Genomic DNA, 16,375 nt, shown 5'->3' with positions numbered 1-16,375 from the left:
GGCCCCACCGGACTCGTGACCGGTGGGGCCTTCGCCCGTCTCGCGTGGCGTCGCAGGGTCACGTGACCGACCCGGATGAATCCCCCGTTGCGTCTTCGAGTGACGGCCAACAGCGATGCCCCGGTGGCTGGTTGGCATCGTCGTTCGCCGGGAACGGCGTGGCGGACATCGCGCCGATCGGGAAGGATGCTGCGGTGCGGCCGATCACCGCGCAGCACACGACCCCCACGAAGTGGAGCGCATCGATGACCTCTCCGGTCTCCCACGACCTCGTCGTCTCCCAGGCCTCACCGGACGACTGGAAGGTGGTCACCGGCTGGGCCGCGGACGAGGGCTGGAACCCGGGACTGGCCGACGCGCCGAGCTTCTACGCACAGGACCCCGAGGGCTTCTTCGTCGGCCGGATCGACGGGCAGCCGGTCTCGGCGATCTCGGTCGTCAACTACGGCGCCGACTACGCCTTCCTCGGCTTCTACCTCGTCCGCCCCGATCTGCGGGGGCGCGGCTACGGGATCACCACCTGGAAGACCGCGCTCGCCCACGCCGGCAGCCGGACCGTCGGCCTGGACGGGGTGGTCGCGCAGCAGGACAACTACCGCAGGTCCGGGTTCGAACTCGCCCACCGCACCGTGCGCTTCAGCGGTGCTGTGCCCCGGACCGAGGCCCCGGACGACGTAGGGCCCGTCCAGGACCTCAAGACCGTCTCGGAGTACGACAGCGCCTGCTCCCCCGCGGACCGCCCGCGGTTCCTGGAGCGGTGGCTCGCGCAGGACGGCCACCGTGCCCTCGCCCGCGTCGTCGACGGACGGCTCACCGGCTACGGGGTGATCCGTCCGGGGCGCGACGCGCTGCGGATCGGCCCGCTGTTCGCCGACACCGCCGAGGACGCCCGGGCGGTGTTCGCCGGGCTGACCGCCGATGCCGCCGGGAGCGAGGTCGCCATCGACGTGCCCGAGACCAACGCACCGGCCGTCGCCCTGGCCGAGGAGTTCGGCCTGGCCCCGTCCTTCGAGACGGCCCGGATGTACACCGGCCCGGTCCGGGAGTTCGCCGCGGACCGCGTCTACGGCGTCACCACACTGGAACTGGGGTAGCGCCGGTCCGGCGGATCATGCCGGGGGCGCGGGAGCCGCGCGGTCAGCGGGCCTCTCCGCTGCCCGCGCGCCGGACCGGGGCGGGCGCACGAACGCCCAGTCCATACGCGGCTCGACGACGTATCGGAAGACCGCACGGACCGGGCTCGTGCACAACAGGGTCATGACGGTCACCGCGGCCGCGGTGACGGCGAGTTCGCCGAGCGGGGTGTGCAGCCAGGGGCGGTCGTACCAGTTCCAGAAGCGGGAGGACTTGATCAGGAAGCCGTGCAGCAGATAGCCGTACATCGTCCCGGCGCCCAGCGTCGTGAACCACCTGTGCCGTCGCGGCACCCAGGCGAGGAAGCACGCCGTCAGCAGCAGCGCCAGCGCGAACAGCGCGGGCGTCGTCAGCAGCCCCGCCCAGGCCGGCGCCCCCTGCCCCGTCACGCTGCCCCGGTGGTAGAGCCAGCCCGCGTCGAACCACGGCGCCACCCCGTACGCCACCGCCAGGGCACCCGCGCCCACCGGCAGGGCCAGCAGCCGTGCGCCGCGACTGCGCACCCGCTCGAAGTGCTCCGGCCGCAGCGTCAGCCCCACCACGAAGAACGGCAGGAAGCCCAGCACCCGCTGGAGCGCGAGATCACCGCCCAGCTCGGGTGAGACAGCGGCCAGCACGGCCAGACCGAGGGCGATCGGCACGGGGTGGCGCAGCGCCAGCCACACCGGCGTCGTCATCCGCCAGACGAAGAGCGCGACCAGGAACCACATCACGTACCAGGGATCCAGCAGGCTCAGCGGATACCCCGGGTCGTCCTGCGCCCAGCGGTAGAAGAGCGTGTACGCCGTCTCGAAGACGAGATACGGCACCACGACCCCGGTGAGCAGACGCCGCAGCCGTCCGGGCGCCATGTCGAAACTCCGCGAGAAGTACCCGGAGATCAGCGCGAACGCGGGCATGTGGAACGCGTACACGGTCAGGTAGACGGCCGTGACGGTCCGGCTGCCGTACGTCAGCGGCTCCCAGGCGTGCCCGCAGACCACGAGCACGATGGTGAGGTACTTCGCGTTGTCGAAGTACGCGTCCCTGCCGGGGCGTGCGGGTGGGGGGACGTCTTCGTGCGACACCACGTCTCCATGACCTGGGGAAGGAGCTGACTGTCAGCCGCCTGCCCGGGAACGTGGCCGCCAGTCACCACAGATCCTCCCGGCCCGGACAGGCCCCGCTGACCACGGACCGCACGGCGGGCCCGGATCCGTCCGCTGTGCCGTGTGACGTGGTGAGCCTCCGGGCAGTGTTCGCAGCTACGCCTTCTCTTTGCTGCGCTGGTGGCGATGGCAGGTTCGTGGGGCAGGGAAGATCCTCGACTGGCTGGTGCCCTTCCCAGCTACGTGTTCCTGTGCGGCTACAAGGCGATGCGACGCTTCAAGGACGTCCAGCGGAGGTTCCGCGCCGGGCAGTTGGATCGAATGCGCGACTTCGGCGCCGAGATCGGCATGACGCCCCGGCACATCGACGAGCGGCTGCGGGTCATCTCATCGATGATCCTGCACACCCGCCGGGACCCCGCCGGCCGACAGCCCGCAGGTAGAAGATGTCCTCGGCGGTGAGCTGAGGGAGGGGCCAAGCTGAACAGCCTCAAGCGAGCCCCCGTCGACGGTAGGCCGCAGCTGGTCGACCTCGGCATGCCGGTCTTTACCGACCCCACACCCTGTCCTGTGCCGGGACTACCAGAACACGAGTCTCAAGGCTGATTCCTCCAGTACCAACGCCCCCGTCGGCCCGCACCAGGCGGGGCCGATCTGTCGCCACTTCATGCGGGTGAAGTGGGCTGTTGCGCTGGGGCGAGCAGACGACATTGCATGGCCTGTTCCTTGGCTCCGCCATCTCCACCGGGCTCTACCCGATACAAACAGGCCTGAGGCGTGCGCGTCACGGAGTCCGTCAGCAGGCCGCCCCTGAAGAGGGCGCCGACACCGTCTTCGACCGCCCAGCCGGCCGGCAGCGCGCGGTTTGCCACGGCTGCCTGATATGACGCTCGTCGGCCCGGCTCACTGCCGTAGTGCGGGCAGACCGAGCCGGACAGCAGGCCCAGCCCGTCCGAGAGGTGAGTCAGCGGCCCGAAGGAGTCGGTATGCGATCCCTCGGCCCAGCAGCTGGCACCAGCGCTGATGCCGCACAGCAAGGCCCCTCGGTCGAAGGCCTCGCGAAGTAGCCGGTCCACACCGTGCGCGCGCCAGACCGCCAGCATGTTCGCGGTGTTGCCCCCACCTACATAGACGACGTCTTGAGAGAGGAGGAACGTGCACAGGGCGTCGTCATCGAGCTCCCGCCGAAACAGTTGCAAGACGCTGTACTCGCAGGAACGTGACTGATACGCCTCGAAGAACTGCTCGATATAGGCGGGCGCGTCGCCACTGGCTGTCGGAATGAAGCACACCTTGGGACGGGGAACGGGCACCTGATCGAGCACCCAGTCATCCAGCAGACCATCGTCGTCGGTGGAGAAGCCGCCTCCAAGGAGAGCCAAACGACGTTCCGGAACGACAACCACGAGGGTGCCTCCTCAGGTCACGATTCAGATGCGCACGATGCATCGAACCGTGCCAAGCCATCGGCTACATACGCAATCGAATAGTCCCTCTGGGCGGCCCACGGCCACGGCCATGTGCATGCAGGGCAGGCCGAGGCTCGATCTCGAGCGCAGAACGGCGGCAAACCGGCCGGCCCGCGAGCCACTCCTCAGTCCGGAAAAGCGTGGCGCGCGCCCGGGAAGGCATGTCGGCGGCCGACGGCCACTGTGAGCAACGCGACGGCGACCAGCGGGAACGCCGTCCAGGGGAGGGCGCCGGCGCCCGGGCCCTCCAGCACGAGACCGCCGGTCAGTGAGCCGCCCGCGATACCCGCGTTGTACACGGTGGTCTGCAAGGACGTCGCCGCGTCGGCGTTCGCGGGTTGGGACGCGTTCACCAGCGCCGTCTGGATGAGGGTCGGCGCCCCGCCGAAGGCGGCGCCCCACAGGGCGACCCCGGTGAGCAGTACGGGGGCGCTGCCGGCGCACGGGCCCAGCGCGAGCAGGACCGCCGCGATCAGGGCGAGGGCCGCGAGCAGCGTCCGCCGCAGATGCCGGTCGATCAGCGCCCCGGTCACCCAGATCCCGGCGACGGTGGCGGCACCGAACACCAGCAGGACCAGGTCCGTACGGCCGAACCCGGCGTGCCGGACGAACGGAGCCACGTACGTGTACATCACCTGATGACCCAGGAGCAGGAACAGCGTGACCGTCAGGACGGCCGGCATCCCGGGCAGTGCGGCGACTCGCGCGAGGGGCACGCGTACCTCGCGTGCCGTGCCCGGAAAGTCCGGCACCCGCCATCGCACCCACGCCACCAGCACCACGGCGAGCCCGGCCAGGGCGGCGAAGACCGGACGCCAGCCGAGAGCGTCGGCCAGCGCCGTGCCCGCCGGTACACCGAGCGACAGGGCGAGCGTGATCCCCGCGAGGACGATGGCGATCGCCCGGCCGCGCCGCTCGGCGGGCACCATGCGCGCGGCGTACCCGGCGAGCATCGCCCACATGGCGCCGCCCATGACACCGGCGGCGAGCCGGGCGGCGAAGGTGAGCGCGTAGGAGGACGACAGCGCCGTGACGGTGTTGCAGCAGGCGAAACCGGCGAGCGTGGCCAGCAGAACGGGACGGCGGGGCAGACCGCGCAGAGCCGCCGTGAGGGGAATGGCGGCGAGGAACGAGGCGAGCGCGTAGCCGGTCACCAGGAACCCGACCCGTCCCTCGGAGACGCTCAGGGCCGAGGCCATGCGGGGGAGCAGCCCGGCGGGCAGGAGTTCGGTGAGCACCGCGGTGAACGCGGCCGTGGACAGGGCGAGCAGGCCCGGCAGCGGCAGCGCGACGGCGGACTTGGCGGTGCCCTGGGCAGGCGACGGGACGGACATGCGACCATGCTGGAACGTTCACATCAGTGTGAAGGCAAGCGTGAACCTCGCGGGCGGTTCGGTCCCTGCCTCCGCGGGCGTCGGCGCGACCTGTCGGGCGGGCCCGCACCGCCTCCGGGCGGGTCATGAGCATCGGAAGGAAGGCCCGGGTCCCCATGAAGATCGGCGAGCTGTCGCGCCGCACCGGTGTTCCCACCAGGCTGCTGCGCTACTACGAGGAACAGGACCTGCTCCACCCCGAGCGCGCCGACAACGGCTACCGCACGTACCGCGAGTCGGCGGTCGGAGCCGTCCAGCAGATCCGCGGTCTGCTCGACTCCGGCCTCACCACGGAGATGATGCGGGCGATCCTTCCCTTCCTGTCCGGTCCCGAGGAGATCCATCCGCACCCCGAGTGCCTGACGCCCCGGACGGCGGCCCTGCTGCACGGTGAGATCGAGCGGATCCAGGCCCGTATCGACTGCCTCGCCCGCAACCGTGACCGGCTGCGCTCCTACCTGGCCGCCGTACAGCCGGAGCCCGGCGACCCGCGGACGGCCGGCTAGCCGAGCTCCCGCGCGTGCTCCACGGCCGCGCGCACCGGGCCGCGGTGCACCGGACCGTGCCCCGGCAGCAGAACGTCCGCCGGGAGGTCCTCGATGGTCCGGAGCGCCGCGAGGCTCCGCTCGCGTTCGGCGTCGAACATCGCCGGCAGCAGCTGCGGGCCGCGCACCCGTGAGGTCGGATGGCCGCTGACCAGCGCGTCACCGGAGATCAGGACGCCGGCCTCGGGCAGATGGAAGGCGCTGTGACCGGCCGTGTGCCCGGGCGTGTGGACCGGAACGGGGCGGCCCGGCAGATCGAGGGCGCCCTCGCCGGGGAACGGCTGCGGCCGCGTCATCCGGACGTCCGCCTTGCCGCCCGAGCGAAGTGCCCGCACCGCCCAGGGCAGCACCCCGGGACGCCAGGCCTGGCGCGCCACCTGGCCCACGGACACCTGATGCAGGAACTCGCGGCGGGCGTGCGGCAGTTCCGCCTCGTGGAGATGGACCGGGATGCCGTAGGTGTGGCTGAGGTACTCGGCCGAGCCGAGGTGATCGTTGTGCGCGTGGGTGACGAGGACGGCGACGACGGCTTCGGGGGCGTGGCCGAGCGTCTCCAGCGACGCGAGGAGCGCCTGCCGGTCGCCCGGATAGCCGGTGTCGACCAGCGTGACGGCGTCCCCGTCGGACAGGACGACCCAGTTCGTGTCGCTGCCGTGTACCAGATGAACTCCCGGTGCCACCTGAACGATCGCGCCCTCGCTCATGACTCTCCCGCGACTCGATGTCCCGCACGGCCGGACCGGGCCGTGTCAGGGCGAAGTTACCGCGTGAGCGGAACCGACGCTTCCCGCCCCCCCCACGGCACCCGCGGCCGAGCGGGTCCGCGGAGCGAAGCCGCCCGGGATCCGGAGTTCCGCCCGGGATCCGGAAGCCCGCCCCGGGGCCGGAGGTCCGCCCGGGATCCGGAAGTCCGGGACGCGCCCCGATCACTGGACCGCGGCCAGCCACGTCCGCCACACGTGACGCGTGTTCGGCACGTCAGGGTGGTCGAGGAGCCAGAGGACGTATCCGGCGTGCAGCCGCGCCCACGGGTTGTCCGAGCGGTGGGCCCGGGTCAGCCGCTCCCGCAGTTCGTCGCCGTCCACGGCCCGGGCCACCCGTACGTACTCGCGGTCCTTGCAGCGGTAGGCCCGCCGGACGACGGTCTCGGTCAGGTCGACGAGCTTGGCCCGGACCGCCTCGTCCCGCCCCGCGCCGGCCACCTCGCGCAGGAGCCGCTGTTTCGTGCCCCAAGCCTTGGCGTACCGCGTCCACTCCTGCGGATACCGCGCCTCCCACTCCAGGAAGAGCAGGGCGTACGGCAGCCCCGGCCACCTCACGATGTCCTCGGTACCCCGCCCGTCCCACAAACCGTCGGGCAGCGAGTGGCTCCGGACGTCGACGTACTCCTCGTGCGCGCGCAGCAGGGCCGGCTCCTCGAACGGCGACTCCGCGCCCAGCCCCGCCGTCAGCCGCCACACCTCGTTGAACCGGTCCCGCGCCACCGCGGCCCTGTGCTGCGCGGCACTCAGTCGGGCGTGTGCCGCGGCCCGTTCAGCGGGGTCGTCCGCTATCAGTCCGTACGCCCATCCCAACCGCTCGTCCCACGCCCGGGCGTCATCCACGCCCGGGCCTGTCACCTCTGCCATACGGCAGATCATCCCTGAGCAATTGCCGCATGGCGACACTCAGCGCACGGACGGTGGTGCGGGTTGGACGAGACCGGACTGATGGGCGATGACGACCAGTTGAGCGCGGTCGCGGGCGTGGAGTTTGGCCATGGCGCGCTGGACGTGGGCCCGCGCGGTCATGGGGCTGACGACGAGCCGTCCGGCGATCTCGGTGTCGGAGCGGCCCTCGGCCGCCAGGACCGTCACCTCCCGTTCGCGGGCGGTGAGAGCGTCGAGGGCCTCCGGGGGAGCCAAGGGGGCGCCCGGTGCGGGTGCTGTGAGGAAACGCGTGATGAGGGCGCGCGTGGCGAGCGGGGAGAGGAGTGCGTCTCCGCAGGCCACCGTACGGACGGCGGCGAGCAGGGCGTCCGCACCGGCGTCCTTGCCGAGGAACCCGCTCGCACCGGCGCGCAGTGCCTGGGCGACGTACTCGTCGATCTCGAACGTGGTCAGGATGAGGACACGGGTGGTGGCCAGGTCCGGGTCGGCGCAGATGGCGGTCGTGGCGGTCAGCCCGTCGGTGCCGGGCATGCGGATGTCCATCAGGACGACATCGGGGTGGTGGACACGGGCGAGCTCAACCGCTTCCCTGCCGTCGGTGGCCTCGGCGACCACCTCCAGGTCGGTGCAGGAGTCGATCAGGATGCGAAAGGTGGCTCGGAGGAGCGCCTGGTCGTCGGCGAGCAGGACACGGATGGTCATGTGCTTCGGTCTTCTTCCGGGGTCCGGGGATACGGTCATCGGGTTCTCCGGTCGGGGACGGAGTCCATGGTGGACGACACCGCGTCCGAACGGCCGCCGAGGAGGGCCCGTGTCGAACGGCGGACGAAACCCGTGGGTGACGAGCGGAGACGAGAACAGGGCGTACCGACGGGCGTACGCGGACCGCCCGCGGCCGCGTCACGGGATGCCGGCCTGCTGATTGCCCGACTTATCCCATTGCTTGCCCTCTCAACTGATGCTGGAGTGAGCACATGGATCACGTTGGGGTACTGGCCTTGTTCGACCGGGACATGCGGGAGGGTGCGCGGCCCGACGGTCCGGGCGCCCGGATCGATCACCTGGGCAAGGTGGTGCGCCAGGTCGGCACCGACCAGGGGTGGAACGGCGTGGTCTGGTCGGACCTCGACGAATCGACCGCCGACGCGGCGGTGGCCGAGCAGGTGCGGTACTTCACCGGACTGGGACGTGACTTCGAGTGGAAGCTCTACGGGCACGACCAGCCGGAGGACCTCTGGCAGCGGCTGACAGCGGCCGGGTTCACCGCCGAGGCGGAGGAGACGCTGATGATCGCAGAATTGGGCGATCTGACGCTCGACGCCGAACCGCCCGAAGGCGTACGGCTGCTTCCCGTCACCGACCGGGCAGGAGTCGACCTGGTGGCGGACGTCCATGAACAGGCCTTCGGTACGGACAGCACCCGGCTGCGCCACCAGCTGCTCGCCCAGGTAACCGGCGACGCGGACAACGTCGTCGCCGTGGTCGCCCTCGCCGGCGACACACCGGTCAGCGCGGCCCGTATGGAACTGGTGCCCGGCGCCCGGTTCGCCGGGCTGTGGGGCGGGGGCACGGTCGAGGGCTGGCGGGGCCGCGGCATCTATCGCGCCCTCGTGGCCCACCGCGCCCGGGTCGCCGCCGACCGCGGCTACCGCTACGTCCAGGTCGACGCCTCCAGCCAGAGCCGCCCGGTCCTCGCCCGCCTCGGCTTCGTGCCACTGACCACGACGACGCCGTACGTGTACGCGGTCGACGCGGGCCGGGCTGCGCCGGAGGCGTGAGCGACGTGACCGATGGGGGTGGGGCGATAAGGTCGGTCGACTCGGTCGCCCCAGCATGTATGCACGCGCGCCTTCGGCCCGGTTGCTGACCAACCGGCCGCGTCACAGATCGAGTTGGTACTCCACCGCCCGGTGGGTCGGCAGATAGCCGAGGGCGTCATTGACCGCGTTCATCGGCGCGTTGCTGTCGGCGGTGTCCGTCAGCAGCCCGTCGAGCCCGGGGTGCCGCGCGCGGGCGCGCCGGATCGACTCCGCCTTCATCCACCGCCCGAGTCCGTGGCCGCGGTGCTCGGGCAGCACGCCGGTGCCGTAGTGCTGCCCGTCACCTCGTCCGTCGCCCGGCACGACCAGCTCCGAGAAGCCGACGATCGAGCCGTCCGAGGCGTCCAGGGCCGCGACCGTGTGCAGCAGCTCGCCGCGCTTCGCGATCGTCTCGGCGACCGCGACCACCCGCTCCACGTCCCAGACGACCGTGCCGTGGTCGGTCCCCTCCATCGGCATGTCGTCCATGGCCCGCCGCGAGTCGGCGAAGGTGCGCGCCAGTTCCGGGGGCACCGTGTCGTCCCAGTGGACCAACGTGTAACCGGGGTGCGGCTGTTGGGCGAGGGCGGTGATGCGGTCGAGCGGTGCGTCGGCGAGCGGCAGCCGCGCGTACGTCAGCGCCAGCACCCGCCGGAAACCGCGTGCCGCCAGGAACAGATCGCCGGGCGACCCCGCCTCGGCCTGTGCGACCAGCGACCGGCGTCGATCCGCACGGGCCGCGCCGACGGCCGCGTCGAGCAGTCGCGTTCCGGCGCCCCGCCGACGCTCCACGGGATGCACCGCCCCATCGAGCTCCGCGAGATGATCCTGCCCCTCCTTCGTGAACAGGCGCACGAACGCGGAACCCACGGGCACACCCCCGTCGTCGGAGGCGAGCCACGCCAGCCGCCGACTCGACGGCGTGGGTTCGGGATCGGTCAGGGGCGTGATGCGCAGGGGCAAGATGTCTCCGAGGCTGCGGGATGCGGTGCTGAACCCGCAGAAGCTAGCCGCCGCGTGGCGACGACGGCAACAGGGTTTGCCCGCGCCCGGCCGGAGCCGCTCCCGCATCGGAAGCGGCTCCGGTCAACAGGTCTCCAGCTGCCGGCCCTCCGGGCCTGGTGAGCCGTCAGGTGCCGGGCAGCCCTCCGGCACCCGAGCCACCGGAACCGCCTCCCGCCGCGGGCGTCGGGCCGGCGCCGTGAAGGTGTCCGTCAGCGGTGCGCCTTCGCCCGGTCCAGTGCGGCCACACCGAGTGCGGCCAAGCCGATCTGGATGAGCCACTCGACCCAGTCGATCCCGTCGGTGTCGGCCACGCCGAACGCCGCCGCGATGCCCGCGCCGATGAACGCGGCGACGATGCCGACCGCGATCGTCCACAGGATGCCGATGCGCTGCCGCCCCGGGACGACAAGTCGGCCCAGCACGCCGATGACGATACCGATCACGATGGCACTGATGATGCCCGAGATCTCCATCTCTGCCCCTCTTCGTCGGAACTCCCCGCACAGGGCGTCTTCCCGTTCGAGGCGGAGCCAGTCCCGCCCCGCACAGGGCGTCTTCCCGTTCGGGGCGGAGCCAGTCCCGCCTTGCGGTCACGGTCTTCTGTTCAGTTGTCAACTTGCCATGTACCGTTCAATGGCCTGTTGCGCGAGGCTCGGTCAACGACCGTTCTACGCGCGCAGACTTGGCGCCCGCATCGCCTCTCCCCACCCCTCACGGAGGTTGCCGGATGCTCGGATTCAGAAGGTCCCGCCACAGACTCACCACGGCACTGACCCTGTTCGGACTGCTCACCACGGGCGCCGCCGTCCAGGCGTCCTCGGCCGCTTCGGCCGCCGCCGCCACCCCGCACCGCGTCCTGTTCGACAACGCGCACGCCGAGACGGCCGGCAACGCCGACTGGATCATCTCCACCAGCCAGCCCGACCCCCTGGGCCAGGACTCCACACCCTCCGCCGAAACCGACTGGACCGGCGCGATCTCCTCCTGGGGCGTCGCGCTGCAGAAGACCGGCAACTACAGCCTCAAGACGCTCCCTTCGGGTTCCAGCCTCTCCTACGGCGGCTCCGCCACCACCGATCTGAAGAACTTCGACACCCTGGTCCTGCCCGAACCGAACACCCTCTTCACCACGGCCGAGAAGACCGCCATCATGACGTTCGTCAAGAACGGCGGCGGCCTGTTCATGATCTCCGACCACACCGGCGCCGACCGCAACAACGACGGCGAGGACGCGCTCGAGATCCTCAACGACCTGATGACCAACAACAGTGTCGACAGCACGGACCCGTTCGGCTTCTCCATCGACTCACTGAGCATCGGCTCGGACTACCCGAGTGCCATCAGCGACAGCACCAACCCGGTCCTGCACGGCTCCTTCGGCACCGTCAGCAAGAGCCTCATCGCCAGCGGCACGACGGCCACGCTCAAGCCCGCCGACAACGCGACCGTCAAGGGCCTGCTCTACCGCACCGGTTACTCCGGGAACACGGGCGCCTTCTTCGCCACCAGCACGTTCGGCAGTGGCCGCGTCGCGTTCTGGGGCGACAGTTCCCCGATCGACGACGACACCGGCCAGCCCGGCAACACGCTCTACGACGGCTGGAACGACCCCGGCGCGACGAACGCCGCCCTCGCCCTCAACGCCACCGAGTGGCTCGCGGGCGGCAGCACCAGCGGTGGCGGCGGCACCTGCACGGCCGCCCAGTTGCTCGCCAACCCCGGCTTCGAGTCGGGCAGTTCGTCCTGGACGACCAGCAGCGGCGTGATCACCGACGACACCGGCGAAGCCGCCCGTACGGGCTCGTACAAGGCCTGGCTGAACGGCTACGGCTCCGCGCACACCGACACGCTGGCCCAGTCGGTGACCATCCCGTCCGGCTGCGCCGCCACCCTGAGCTTCTATCTCCACGTGGACACGGCCGAGACGACCACCAGCACGGCGTACGACACCCTCAAGGCCCAGGTCCTCAACAGCGCTGGCACCGTGCTGTCGACCCTGGCCACGTACTCGAACCTGAACGCCGGTTCGGGGTACACCCAGCGCAGCTTCAGCCTGAGCGGGTACGCCGGACAGACGGTCACCGTCAAGTTCACCGGCGTCGAAGGCTCCACCCTGCAGACGTCGTTCGTGCTGGACGACACGGCAGTCAGTGTGAGCTGAGCGAAGGGGGGCGGGCCCGGACCGGGCCCGCCCCCTCCGTCTCACCTCACCGCACCCGGATCGTCTGCTCCGGTGTGTTCCATCCGGAGACCCGTACCCGAGGCGTGGAGCCGTGCAGATCGGCGGTCCGGTACGTGGCCTTGAGGGTCGTCGACTCGCCCGGCCACAGGCTGACCTGGTTGTCCGACCACTGAACCGGCAGTACCGGCTTGCCCGTCGAGTCCACGAGGTGCACGTCGGTGAGCAGAGACGGCGTCCTGCCCGTTCCGGTGTTCCGTACCGTGACCGTCGTCGTCGAGGTGCCGTCCGTGCCCTCGGTCGTCGACGCGGTGGCCGAGACCGGCGCCTGAGCCATCGAGTTGAGGCCCTTGAGGTCGGCGTAGCTCGTCGTCGGCGTGTAGTACCAGTCGGTGTTGGCCCAGTCGAGGGTGTCCGGCTTGGTGGAGAGCCAGTAGACGTTGCGGCTGACCTCCTTGCCCTGGGCGTCGGTGAGTGTCAGACGGGCGAGATACGTCGTCGACAGGCCGCTCACCGAGGACGGCACGGTGAGCGCTGTACTGCGTGCCCCGTCTCCGCCCACGCTCACACCGGTGGCCGTGTGGTCGTACTTCTGGGAGCCGTCGGTGTTGAAGAGGGTGACGCGTGCCGTGAGGCCCGACGCCCCGGTGTGCCGGCTGTTCACCACGACCACCGAGCGGTCGTCGTAGGAGTACTGGATGTGCAACGGCTCGTTGGCCTTCTTGGCGCCGAAGTAGGCACCGCCCTGGTCGAGGTAGCGGTCCATCAACTGCCAGTGCAGGGAGGTCCATCCGCTGTTGAACATCCAGTACACGACGCCGGTCGAGGGCTTCGAGGAGTCGGTGGCGTTGCGCCCGTAGGCCTCGTACTGGGCGCGGACGTTCTCGTACTGGGCGAGCTGGGCCTTGCGTACGTAGTCGGCGAGGCTCGATGCGGGCCCGTAGCGTCCGGCGAGTGCGCTGTCGTAGATCTTCAGGGTGCCGAAGGTCGACGAGGGTGAGCGGTGGTACTGCTGGGCGTCGGGGTTCTTCCAGAGGGTGTCCAGCTCGGCGGGGGTCATCATGCGGCGCAGGGTGTCGAGCGTGGGGATGTCGGGGCCCCCGCTCGTCTCGGAGTTGAAGCCGGTGGCGCCGCCCTCGCGCTTTGCGTACCAGTAGTTCGGCGGGATCCAGTCGTAGGGCCCGGTCATCTTCATGCCCGAACGGCCGGAGACCGGGGAGGACTTGTCGGACGCGGCGGCGACCACGGGTGTCGGCCAGTCGGCGGCCTGGAGGGCGTCGAGGTAGTTCTTCTCGATCGTCGCGTCGGGTGCGAAGTCGCTGCCGATGAGGAACGAGATGACGCTCGGATGATCGCGCAGGCGGGCGGCCTCGGCGGCCATCGACGCCTTGGCCACCGGATAGTCGGCCGCGGTCCATTTGTCGCCGCGCTCGTCCCCGTTGACGTTCCCCTCCCACTTGTCGCAGCACTCCCAGCCCGGCAGCGTGAGGACGCCGTAGCGGTCGGCGAGGTCGAAGAACTCGTCAGGCTCGATGTGCCCTTCCAGCCGGATGGTGTTGAGGCCGAGGTCGAGCGCGTACTTCAGCCGGTCCTCGACGTAGGTGCGGTCCCAGCGCAGGAACTCGTCGGGGGACCAGCCGCCGCCCTTGATGAGCAGCTTGCGGCCGTTGACGCTGTACTGCCGTGCACCGTCGGAGTTGAGCGGCGCCTTCACGTCCCGGATGCCGAAGTCCTCGTGCGCGGTGTCCGAAACGGTGCCGGCGACGGAAGCGGTCAGATCGAGGCCGTAGAGCGGCTGTCCGCCCATGCCCGCGGGCCACCAGACCTTGGGGGCCGTCAGATGCAGCCCCGGGACGTCGGCCGGGGTGAAGGTGACCGCCTTCGTTTCGTGCGCGGCGAGGGGGACGGTCCTGGCGAACGCCACCGAGCCGATGGTGCCCCTGACTTCGGCGGTGACGGCGGCGCCCGAGTCGTTGCGGACCTTCGCCTTGACCGTGAGGTCCGCGGAGGCGAGGGAGGGGACGTCCAGTTTGGTGACGACGTGCGCGTCGCGCAGGGCGACCGGGCCGCCCCGGCGGACGAGGACGTCGCGGACGATCCCCATGTTCTCGTCGGGCGGCGGCTGCAGCCAGTCTATCCAGCCCATGGTCAGGTTCTTGTTCGGGTCGTTGGGCTGGATGCGGAAGGCGACCGTGTTCGTGCCCGCCCGCACCAGGGAGGTCACGTCCAGTTCGTGGTGGGTGTAGGCGCCCGCGACGTCGGCGGCCGTGGCGATCTGCCGGCCGTTGACGTAGACGTCCGCCGCCGAGATCACGCCGCTGAAGTCCAGATAAGTGCGCGCGGAGGTGTCCGACACCGTGAAGTCCGAGCGGTACCACCAGGGGACGTCGAAGTCGGCCTGGGGGATCTTCTGCTGGTTGGTCGAGTAGAACGGGTCGGCGTACTTCCCGTTCGCGAGCAGTGCCGCGAGCACCGTGGAACGCGAACCGGCCGGGTACCAGTCACGGGCCGGGTAGCCGGGGCTGGAGACGGTCGCCGGGGAGTCGGTGACCTTCGCCGTCGACTGGATCGCGTATCCGGAGAGCGCGGTGGTGCTGCCGGGGGTGGCGGCCACCGACGTGACGCGGGGGCGGTGAGCGGCCGCCGGTCCGCTGTCGTGGGCGCCGGCCCACGCGCTGGTGGACAGGGTGCCGAGGAGGCCCAGGGCGACGGCCGCCGTCGCGAAGCGCCGTCCGAGGGCAGGGCGGTGGAACACGGTGGTCTCCTTGGGAGGTGGGGGAGCATCCGCGCTACGGCACTGCAAGTTAGGAAACTTTACTAACTGGGCCCACAAGCTAGGCGGCTGAGCAATCCATGTCAATCACCGCCCCGGGCCGAAAGGGGCCCGCCGGGGCCGGAGTCACGACGCGGTGCGACGCTCGAACACCACGTCCCGGGCGGTGCCCAGGGCGGTCGCCACCGCGCCGAGCAGCACCGCGTCCTCGCCGAGCCGACTGGGCACGACCTTCGGACGCAGCGGCGTGAGGGTGCGCAGCGTCTCGCGCACCGGGCGCAGCAGCAGATCGACGCTGTGGGCCACCGCGCCGCCCAGCACCACCAGATCGGGGTCCAGCACCGCAGCCGCCGCGGCGACGGTGTGCGCGATGCGCTCGCCCTCCAGCCCGACCGCCTTGAGCGCGGCGGGGTTTCCCACCCGCGCCGCGTCGAAGACGGCCTTCGCGGTGAGTTGGCCGGTCATGCCGAACAGCCGGGCCGACTCGACTACCGCCTCGCCGGACACCGCGTCCTCCAGCGTGTCCGGCTTCTGGCCGCCCGGCCAGGGCAGGAAGCCGATCTCCCCGGCTCCGCCGTGCGCGCCCGTGAAGAGCCGCCCTTCGCTGACGACACCCATGCCGAGCCCGGTGCCGATCATGATGTACGCGAAGAGCCGGCTGCCGGCGCCGACCCCGTACGTGTACTCGCCGAGCGCGGCGAGGTTGGCGTCGTTGTGGACCTCCAGCGGAATGCCGAGCTCGTCCCGCATCCGGTCGAACAGGCCCGCGCGGCCCCACCCGGGCAGATGCATCGCGTAGCGCACCCGCCGCCGCTTCTCGTCGTAGACGCCCGGTGTGCCCACCACCGCGTGCGCCACCTCGGCAGGGCCCACGCCGGAGTTGGCGACCACCTGGTGTGCGGTGGTCACGACCAGATCGGCCATGGCGCCCGAGGTACGGGCCCGGTTGCGGACGTCGGCGCGGGCCACCACCTCGCCGTCCAGATTGGCCAGCGCCACCCGCAGCCAGCCGCGGCCGATGTCGATGCCGAGCGCGTGACCGGCTGCCGGATCGGGGGCGTACAGGACCGCCACCCGGCCGCGCTCCGGCGCGTGGGTGCCGGCCTCGCGGACCAGTCCGGCCTCCTCCAGCGCGGCGAGCGCGCTGGAGACCGTCGGTTTCGACAGGCCCGTCTCGCGGGCCAGCTGGGCGCGTGACGCGGCGCCGGCGGCGCGCAGCCGGTCGAGCAGCAGTCGCTCGTTGGTGCTGCGCAGCCGCCTGCGGCTCCAGGGCTGATCGGACTGCTCTGCGACGTCGCTGGCGGGCATCGCACCATTCTCACGCATGAGGGACAGCCCCTTGACGCATCTAGTAAGGCTCC

15 protein-coding genes are annotated in these 16,375 nt (G+C 71.0%); 5 read left to right on the top strand and 10 right to left on the bottom strand.

All coding sequences use genetic code 11. The annotated features are described in order from the left end of the window. Nucleotides 1-245 precede the first annotated feature (245 nt). A complete protein-coding gene (locus tag ACFWM2_RS08440; protein ID WP_383274724.1) occupies nucleotides 246-1,094 on the top strand; it encodes a GNAT family N-acetyltransferase in 849 nt (282 codons plus the stop codon). 15 nt (nucleotides 1,095-1,109) lie between these two features. On the opposite strand, the gene ACFWM2_RS08435 is transcribed toward ACFWM2_RS08440, so the two are convergent. Then, nucleotides 1,110-2,201 (bottom strand): acyltransferase family protein, encoded by a 1,092-nt coding sequence (locus ACFWM2_RS08435; protein WP_383274721.1) that lies wholly within the window; start codon nucleotides 2,199-2,201, stop codon nucleotides 1,110-1,112. 207 nt (nucleotides 2,202-2,408) lie between these two features. Between ACFWM2_RS08435 and ACFWM2_RS08430 the strand changes: the two genes are divergently transcribed. After that, complete coding sequence (locus ACFWM2_RS08430; RefSeq protein WP_383274718.1) at nucleotides 2,409-2,684, top strand: hypothetical protein; 276 nt, start codon at nucleotides 2,409-2,411, stop codon at nucleotides 2,682-2,684. Nucleotides 2,685-2,887: 203 nt separating this feature from the next. On the opposite strand, the gene ACFWM2_RS08425 is transcribed toward ACFWM2_RS08430, so the two are convergent. Next, entirely contained in the window at nucleotides 2,888-3,628 is a 741-nt protein-coding gene (locus ACFWM2_RS08425) for a Type 1 glutamine amidotransferase-like domain-containing protein (RefSeq protein ID WP_383274715.1), read from the bottom strand. Nucleotides 3,629-3,816: 188 nt separating this feature from the next. After that, the gene (locus ACFWM2_RS08420) at nucleotides 3,817-5,025 is read right to left on the bottom strand and encodes an MFS transporter (RefSeq protein ID WP_383274713.1); all 1,209 of its coding nucleotides are present in this window, start codon (nucleotides 5,023-5,025) and stop codon (nucleotides 3,817-3,819) included. Between the two features lie 155 nt (nucleotides 5,026-5,180). Between ACFWM2_RS08420 and ACFWM2_RS08415 the strand changes: the two genes are divergently transcribed. Then, nucleotides 5,181-5,570: a MerR family transcriptional regulator gene (locus tag ACFWM2_RS08415; RefSeq protein ID WP_383274710.1), complete on the top strand. Its 390-nt coding sequence runs from the start codon at nucleotides 5,181-5,183 to the stop codon at nucleotides 5,568-5,570. Here the strand turns inward: ACFWM2_RS08415 and ACFWM2_RS08410 are convergent. The 3 genes from ACFWM2_RS08410 to ACFWM2_RS08400 all read right to left on the bottom strand — a co-directional run bounded on the left by ACFWM2_RS08410 (nucleotide 5,567) and on the right by ACFWM2_RS08400 (nucleotide 7,960). Beyond that, complete coding sequence (locus tag ACFWM2_RS08410; protein ID WP_383274707.1) at nucleotides 5,567-6,313, bottom strand: MBL fold metallo-hydrolase; 747 nt, start codon at nucleotides 6,311-6,313, stop codon at nucleotides 5,567-5,569. The two genes, ACFWM2_RS08415 and ACFWM2_RS08410, sit on opposite strands and share 4 nt — an antisense overlap. Before the next feature lie 222 nt (nucleotides 6,314-6,535). Beyond that, entirely contained in the window at nucleotides 6,536-7,237 is a 702-nt protein-coding gene (locus ACFWM2_RS08405; protein ID WP_383274704.1) for a hypothetical protein, read from the bottom strand. A gap of 39 nt (nucleotides 7,238-7,276) precedes the next feature. Then, nucleotides 7,277-7,960 carry a response regulator gene (locus tag ACFWM2_RS08400; protein ID WP_383274701.1) on the bottom strand — a complete coding sequence of 228 codons (684 nt, stop codon included), beginning with the start codon at nucleotides 7,958-7,960 and terminating at the stop codon, nucleotides 7,277-7,279. Between the two features lie 272 nt (nucleotides 7,961-8,232). Between ACFWM2_RS08400 and ACFWM2_RS08395 the strand changes: the two genes are divergently transcribed. Beyond that, complete coding sequence (locus ACFWM2_RS08395) at nucleotides 8,233-9,036, top strand: GNAT family N-acetyltransferase (RefSeq protein WP_383274698.1); 804 nt, start codon at nucleotides 8,233-8,235, stop codon at nucleotides 9,034-9,036. A gap of 102 nt (nucleotides 9,037-9,138) precedes the next feature. Here ACFWM2_RS08395 and ACFWM2_RS08390 read toward each other — a convergent pair whose 3' ends face one another. Then, entirely contained in the window at nucleotides 9,139-10,020 is an 882-nt protein-coding gene (locus ACFWM2_RS08390) for a GNAT family N-acetyltransferase (protein ID WP_383274695.1), read from the bottom strand. Between the two features lie 251 nt (nucleotides 10,021-10,271). Beyond that, nucleotides 10,272-10,535, bottom strand: coding sequence for a GlsB/YeaQ/YmgE family stress response membrane protein (locus tag ACFWM2_RS08385; protein ID WP_383274692.1), 264 nt, complete (start codon nucleotides 10,533-10,535; stop codon nucleotides 10,272-10,274). A 254-nt stretch (nucleotides 10,536-10,789) separates the two neighbouring features. On the opposite strand from ACFWM2_RS08385, the gene ACFWM2_RS08380 reads away from it, so the two are divergent. Continuing rightward, complete coding sequence (locus tag ACFWM2_RS08380; RefSeq protein WP_383274689.1) at nucleotides 10,790-12,223, top strand: hydrolase; 1,434 nt, start codon at nucleotides 10,790-10,792, stop codon at nucleotides 12,221-12,223. A 46-nt stretch (nucleotides 12,224-12,269) separates the two neighbouring features. On the opposite strand, the gene ACFWM2_RS08375 is transcribed toward ACFWM2_RS08380, so the two are convergent. Together ACFWM2_RS08375 and ACFWM2_RS08370 are read right to left on the bottom strand one after the other, a co-directional pair. Continuing rightward, a complete protein-coding gene (locus ACFWM2_RS08375) occupies nucleotides 12,270-14,996 on the bottom strand; it encodes a sugar-binding domain-containing protein (RefSeq protein WP_383274686.1) in 2,727 nt (908 codons plus the stop codon). Nucleotides 14,997-15,140: 144 nt separating this feature from the next. Next, nucleotides 15,141-16,322, bottom strand: coding sequence for an ROK family protein (locus ACFWM2_RS08370; RefSeq protein ID WP_383274683.1), 1,182 nt, complete (start codon nucleotides 16,320-16,322; stop codon nucleotides 15,141-15,143). Between the last annotated feature and the right edge of the window lie 53 nt (nucleotides 16,323-16,375).

The organism is Streptomyces sp. NPDC058371 (assembly GCF_042723265.1).
Taxonomy (GTDB): Bacteria; Actinomycetota; Actinomycetes; order Streptomycetales; family Streptomycetaceae; genus Streptomyces.
The sequence above is the reverse complement of the archived record's forward strand: the minus strand, read 5'-3'. Positions and strand labels throughout refer to the sequence as shown.

Excerpts from the sequence above, each read along its gene's own strand:
- ACFWM2_RS08440 (WP_383274724.1), top strand. The coding sequence starts at position 246 with ATGACCTCTCCGGTCTCCCACGACCTCGTCGTCTCCCAGGCCTCACCG.
- ACFWM2_RS08430 (WP_383274718.1), top strand. The coding sequence starts at position 2,409 with ATGGCAGGTTCGTGGGGCAGGGAAGATCCTCGACTGGCTGGTGCCCTT.
- ACFWM2_RS08420 (WP_383274713.1), bottom strand. The coding sequence starts at position 5,025 with ATGTCCGTCCCGTCGCCTGCCCAGGGCACCGCCAAGTCCGCCGTCGCG.
- ACFWM2_RS08415 (WP_383274710.1), top strand. The coding sequence starts at position 5,181 with ATGAAGATCGGCGAGCTGTCGCGCCGCACCGGTGTTCCCACCAGGCTG.
- ACFWM2_RS08410 (WP_383274707.1), bottom strand. The coding sequence starts at position 6,313 with ATGAGCGAGGGCGCGATCGTTCAGGTGGCACCGGGAGTTCATCTGGTA.
- ACFWM2_RS08405 (WP_383274704.1), bottom strand. The coding sequence starts at position 7,237 with ATGGCAGAGGTGACAGGCCCGGGCGTGGATGACGCCCGGGCGTGGGAC.
- ACFWM2_RS08400 (WP_383274701.1), bottom strand. The coding sequence starts at position 7,960 with ATGACCATCCGTGTCCTGCTCGCCGACGACCAGGCGCTCCTCCGAGCC.
- ACFWM2_RS08395 (WP_383274698.1), top strand. The coding sequence starts at position 8,233 with ATGGATCACGTTGGGGTACTGGCCTTGTTCGACCGGGACATGCGGGAG.
- ACFWM2_RS08385 (WP_383274692.1), bottom strand. The coding sequence starts at position 10,535 with ATGGAGATCTCGGGCATCATCAGTGCCATCGTGATCGGTATCGTCATC.
- ACFWM2_RS08380 (WP_383274689.1), top strand. The coding sequence starts at position 10,790 with ATGCTCGGATTCAGAAGGTCCCGCCACAGACTCACCACGGCACTGACC.
- ACFWM2_RS08370 (WP_383274683.1), bottom strand. The coding sequence starts at position 16,322 with ATGCCCGCCAGCGACGTCGCAGAGCAGTCCGATCAGCCCTGGAGCCGC.